We start from the raw sequence: 4,780 nt of genomic DNA, 5'->3' as shown, positions 1-4,780 counted from the left end.
TGCTGCCGGCCCAGATTTGCCGATAGCCCTTTGTCGCCAAGGGCAGGAAAGATACACTGGATTTACAGGACCTAACACCTTCTCTCAGTTGCCCCCTTGCCACCATGAGCCCCCTCTTTTGGTTGAGGCTGCCCTCTTTCTCCTGGCCTTCGCCGGGATCCCTTAAGCTTTATTCCAGATCCTACTCTGGATCTCAACCAGGGCCGACCCTAGCCCGCCGGGATCCTTCCTGGAAGCGTTGGCTGCGCTATCTTTATCTGCGCCTGTTGCGGCTGCAATCGTCGCCAAAAGAAATTGCCCGTGGCTTGGCGGTAGGGGTTTTTGCCGGCTGTTTCCCCATCTTCGGCTTTCAAACGTTGGCCGCTCTGGTGTTGGCTGTTCCGTTTCGGGGCAACAAGCTGGCGGCGGCGGCAGGGACCTGGGTGAGTAACCCCTTCACCTATGTGCCCATCTATGCATTCAACTACCAGGTGGGAGAATGGCTACTGGGATCCCGAACTGTCCTTCCCACCACAGAGCTGGTGGCGGCCACCTGGCAAAACTGGATGCAGTGGGGCTTGGAGATGTCGGGCACGCTGTTTGTCGGCTGTGCGTTTGTCGGTTTTTGGGGATCCCTCGTCAGCTATTTTCTGGGGCTGTGGTTGGTGCAGCGGATTCGTCGGCGGCAGAAAATGGCCGGCAGGGGTCTGTGAATGGGCGCAAGGCGATTCAGAATCCCAACTGAGAACCCAATCCTGGACAGTCTGCAGGTGCAGAGATCCATCCGTTTTCACAGAGCTTTTCACAGATAAGGTCTCATGATGGAAGACATGCGAGCGTTGTTGACAGACCTCAGCCGTCGCTCTCAGCGATGGGGGGAGCAGTTGGGATCCGCTTTGCAGACGGGTATGAACCAGCTCACGCAAGCCCCTCAGCCCATTGTGTTGCTCTCTTCGCGGGAACTGGAGAAAATGCGGCGGGCTTGTCGCCTGGCGGCAGATCTGCTCAAGCACTTGGAGCCGATGGTGCGGCCAGGGGTCACCACCCAAGAGCTCAACGACGAGGCCGAGCGATGGACGCGGGCGCATGGGGCCAAAAGTGCCCCTTTGGGCTACCATGGCTTTCCCAAATCCATCTGCACCAGCGTCAACCACGTGGTTTGCCACGGCATTCCCAGCCCCAAGCAGATCCTGCGAGAAGGCGACATCATCAACATCGATGTCACCCCGGTTTTGGATGGCTACCACGGCGATACGTCCAAAACCTTCTTTGTCGGACAGCCTTCTGAGCGGGCGCGGCGCTTGGTGGAGGTGACCGAAGAATGTCTGCGGCGGGGCATTGCTGCCGTCAAGCCGGGGGGGAGAGTCGGCGACATTGGCGCTGCCATCCAAGAATATGCCGAGGCCCAGGGCTACAGCGTGGTGCGGGATTTTGTCGGGCATGGGGTGGGACGGCAATTCCACACTGCTCCCCAGATCCCCCACTACGGCGAACGGGGAAAAGGGGAGAAACTCCGCCCCGGCATGGTGTTCACCATCGAGCCGATGATCAACGAGGGCACCTGGGAGGTGAAGGTGCTCTCCGACGGGTGGACGGCGGTCACTTTGGATGGCAAGCTCTCGGCCCAATTTGAACATACGGTCGCCGTTACCGAAACCGGTGTAGAGATCTTGACCCTGCCTTCCCAAAGCCCCTGAGCCGATCATGAACAGCGCCCCCGCTCTCCGCCTGCGCCTCTCCTCCGAGAACCTGCTGCTGCTGCTGGCGGCGGCAGTGGGGTTGGGCACGGGGCTGTTGGTGGTTGGATTTCGCTACTTGATTGGCTGGTGGCGCTATCTGCTGCAGGACACCCTCGTGGATGGCATCGGTAAGGCCGCAGAACACTATGGCCTGTGGCTGCTGGGATCCTGGCCGCTGGCTTTGGCGCCGGTGTTGGGGGGCCTGCTGATCGGCGCTTTGGGGGCAGTTGTGCCCTTTCCCAACTTGAGCCTCTCCGGCTTGGTGAGTCCTGCTCGTCCTTTGGCACTTCAGCCCTGGTGGATCCCGCTCAAGCTCCTGGCGGCTGCCATCTCGTTGGGTGCGGGAGCTTCCCTTGGCCCTGAGGCCCCCAGTGTGGAAAGTGGCGCTTTGCTGGGATCCCTGCTGGGGCAAAACCTACGCCTCTCGCGGGAGCGGGTGCAACTGTTGATGGCTGCCGGAGCAGCGGCTGGCCTGGCGGCAGGGTTTAACGCGCCCATTGCCGGGGTGTTTTTGGCGCTGGAGCTGGCTTTGGCCCGCACCTTCACCACTTCTGCTGTCAGTGTGGTGGTGTTGGCGGCGGTGGTCTCCGCCTTGATCGCCCAGGTGGGGTTGGGGGCACAACCCGCTTTTCTTTTGCCCACCATCACCCAGCCGGCTTTTGTCTTGCCGGACTACGAGATCCACAGCTTGCTGGAGGTACCTCTGTATCTCGGCTTGGGCTTTTTGGCCAGCCTGGTTTCTATGGCCTTCAGCTACACCCTGGAGTGGGGCAAGCACCTGTTCAACAGTGGCCCCCTGGCGGCCTGGCCGGCTTGGAGCAAGCCCATTTTGGGGGGCGGGATCCTGGGCTGCGCAGGTTTGGGGATCCCGTTGGCGTTGGGGGTGGGCTATGAAACCATTGAGTCGATTCTGCAGGCCGTTCCCTTTTCTCTTGGCCATCTGGGCCTGCTCCTATTGGGCAAGCTGTTGCTGAGCGCTTTGAGCCTGGGCAGCGGCTTTGTGGGGGGAACCTTTGCCCCGGCTTTGTTCATGGGGGCAGTGCTGGGGGCAGGCTACGGTCAGGTGCTATCTCAAGCTTTGCCCTTGATTGCCTTGTCTCCCCCTGCTGCCTACGCCATGGTGGGCATGGCGGCGGTGTTGGCGGCCAGCGTGCGGGCTCCGCTAACGGCCATCTTGCTGCTGTTTGAGATGACGCGGGACTATCACATCGCGCTGCCGGTGATGGCGGCAGTGGGTTTGAGCATCTGGCTGACGGAGCAGTTGCATTCGCCGGCCATCTACCCTTCCGCCCGTCGCTATCGCCACGCAACGCTTGACGGAGTCCTTGGGCAGGAGCCTAGAGAGCTGACGGTGCAAGAGGTGATGGTGCCCCCATCTCTTTTGCTTCGGCAAGACACACCGCTGCGAGAAGCTCTGGAGAGTTTGCTGCAGCAAAAGTGCCATAGCGCGTTGGTGGTGGACGGACAGGAGCGGCTGCGGGGCATTCTCACCCTGGAAGATCTGGAGCGGGCCTTGGCCCATAAGGAGGCGGCGGAGTTGGCGGAGCTGACCGTGCAGGAGGTCAGCCAATCTCCGGTTCTCACCACCTTCCCCGATGAGGCGGTAGCGGTGGCAGCCGAGCCGATGTACGAATACGATTTGCGCCAATTGCCGGTGGTCTCGCGGGAAGACCCGGAGCAGATCGTCGGCCTGTTGGATCGAGAGCGGGTGCTGCTCTCCCAAGAGATTCAATCGGTGCGGCAAGCCCTGGAGTTGGAAGTTCCCCCAGCAGAGAGAGACGCCGGCAGGAACGGACAAGAGGGGATCCCAGATGCTTCTACTGCGCCCGCAGAATAGAGCCCTGCTGTCGGGATCAACGCTGCCGCCCAGAGGGGCAGGTGGGACGCAGCGGGCAGCGGCCACATTCGGGCATACGGGCCTTGCAAATGCGCTTGCCCAGCCGGACAAAGTTGACGTGCAGGGAATAGGCTTTGCCTCTGGGGATCTGAGGGGAAAGCTGAGCAAAAGTGTCGTCGGGATGTTTGGCCCGCACCAAGCCCAGACGGTTGGCCACTCGATGCACATGGGTATCCACCGGGCAGAGATCCCGACCCAGCCCGAACAACAACACACAGGTGGCGGTCTTCAGCCCCACCCCTTTTAACGAGAGCAGAAAGTCGAGGGCGCCGGCGTCGTCCAGGTCGCGCAGAAAGTCCAGACTCAGGGATCCCTGTCGTTCTTGAATGGCGGCCAAGATCTCCTGAATGCGGGCTGCTTTAAGGTGGGCCAAGCCGCCGGGGCGAATCACCTGAACCAGATCTGCCGGATCGGCAGCCAAGACCGCTTCCCAAGAGGGAAAGGCGGCTTTGAGGGCGCGGAAGGCACGGCTGCTGTTGGCATCGGTGGTGTTCTGGGAAAGGATCGTGCCCACCAACTCGTCCAGGAGATCCGGGCGGGGGGAAAGCCCATCGGGAGCCCGCTGGGGGATCCCGAAGCACTGCTCTAGCCGCATCAACAGCGATTCCATCCTGTCGGCGGGCAGGAGTTCTGCCAGCAGGGTTGGGGACTCCGCCGCTTTGGCGGGCACAGGCAGGCGTTGGGAAAGGCTGTCCAATCTTGGCTGTACCACGGCTTAACGGGCAGAACTCTGGCGGATCTCCTGCAACAGGCGGGCAAGAACCTTGCTGGCATTGGGAGGAGCTGCGGCCTGCAAGCGAGCGGCCATTTGGGCAACCACCTGCGGCTGGGCCAACCAGGTCAACACCGTTTGCCGCAGCAAGTCCAGATTCTCTTCGGATTCTCGCATGACCACCCCCCCACCGCGCCCCACAAAGGCCAGAGCATTCTGATACTGATGATCCTCAGCGGCAAAGGGATAGGGGATCAAAATGGCCGGGGTGGCGGTGGTCAGCAACTCCGCCAGGCTCATGGCTCCGGCGCGGCTAATGGCAAAGTTGGCCCGCTGCAACAAGGCAGCTACATCTCGACGGAAAGGAAAGGGCCGGTAGCGGGGATGGCTGGGGATCCTGGCTTCCGGATCTTGAGCTTCGCTGCCGCCGGTCAAATGCACAATCCAGGCCCC

5 protein-coding genes are annotated in these 4,780 nt (G+C 61.5%); 3 read left to right on the top strand and 2 right to left on the bottom strand.

Going from position 1 to position 4,780, the window contains the following annotated elements; genetic code table 11:
• Positions 1 to 104: 104 nt before the first annotated feature.
• The 3 genes from NW819_RS02800 (at position 105) to NW819_RS02790 (ending at position 3,555) form a co-directional block, all read left to right on the top strand.
• Positions 105 to 692 (top strand): DUF2062 domain-containing protein, encoded by a 588-nt coding sequence (locus NW819_RS02800; RefSeq protein ID WP_011433729.1) that lies wholly within the window; start codon positions 105 to 107, stop codon positions 690 to 692.
• 195 nt (positions 693 to 887) lie between these two features.
• The gene (gene map / locus NW819_RS02795; protein ID WP_414342345.1) at positions 888 to 1,676 is read left to right on the top strand and encodes a type I methionyl aminopeptidase; all 789 of its coding nucleotides are present in this window, start codon (positions 888 to 890) and stop codon (positions 1,674 to 1,676) included.
• A 7-nt stretch (positions 1,677 to 1,683) separates the two neighbouring features.
• Entirely contained in the window at positions 1,684 to 3,555 is a 1,872-nt protein-coding gene (locus NW819_RS02790) for a chloride channel protein (protein WP_414412819.1), read from the top strand.
• Positions 3,556 to 3,571: 16 nt separating this feature from the next.
• Here the strand turns inward: NW819_RS02790 and NW819_RS02785 are convergent, their stop codons facing one another.
• Both NW819_RS02785 and NW819_RS02780 read right to left on the bottom strand, forming a co-directional pair.
• The gene (locus tag NW819_RS02785; RefSeq protein ID WP_414412818.1) at positions 3,572 to 4,327 is read right to left on the bottom strand and encodes an endonuclease III domain-containing protein; all 756 of its coding nucleotides are present in this window, start codon (positions 4,325 to 4,327) and stop codon (positions 3,572 to 3,574) included.
• A 3-nt stretch (positions 4,328 to 4,330) separates the two neighbouring features.
• A partial coding sequence (locus NW819_RS02780; protein WP_414412817.1) for a UDP-N-acetylglucosamine--N-acetylmuramyl-(pentapeptide) pyrophosphoryl-undecaprenol N-acetylglucosamine transferase occupies positions 4,331 to 4,780 on the bottom strand: 450 nt, incomplete at its 5' end.

The sequence above is a fragment of the Synechococcus sp. R8-2 genome, assembly GCF_047461715.1.
Lineage (GTDB): Bacteria > Cyanobacteriota > Cyanobacteriia > Thermostichales > Thermostichaceae > Thermostichus.
The sequence above is the reverse complement of the archived record's forward strand: the minus strand, read 5'-3'. Positions and strand labels throughout refer to the sequence as shown.

Excerpts from the sequence above, each read along its gene's own strand:
- NW819_RS02790 (WP_414412819.1), top strand. The coding sequence starts at position 1,684 with ATGAACAGCGCCCCCGCTCTCCGCCTGCGCCTCTCCTCCGAGAACCTG.
- map (WP_414342345.1), top strand. The coding sequence starts at position 888 with ATGAACCAGCTCACGCAAGCCCCTCAGCCCATTGTGTTGCTCTCTTCG.
- NW819_RS02800 (WP_011433729.1), top strand. The coding sequence starts at position 105 with ATGAGCCCCCTCTTTTGGTTGAGGCTGCCCTCTTTCTCCTGGCCTTCG.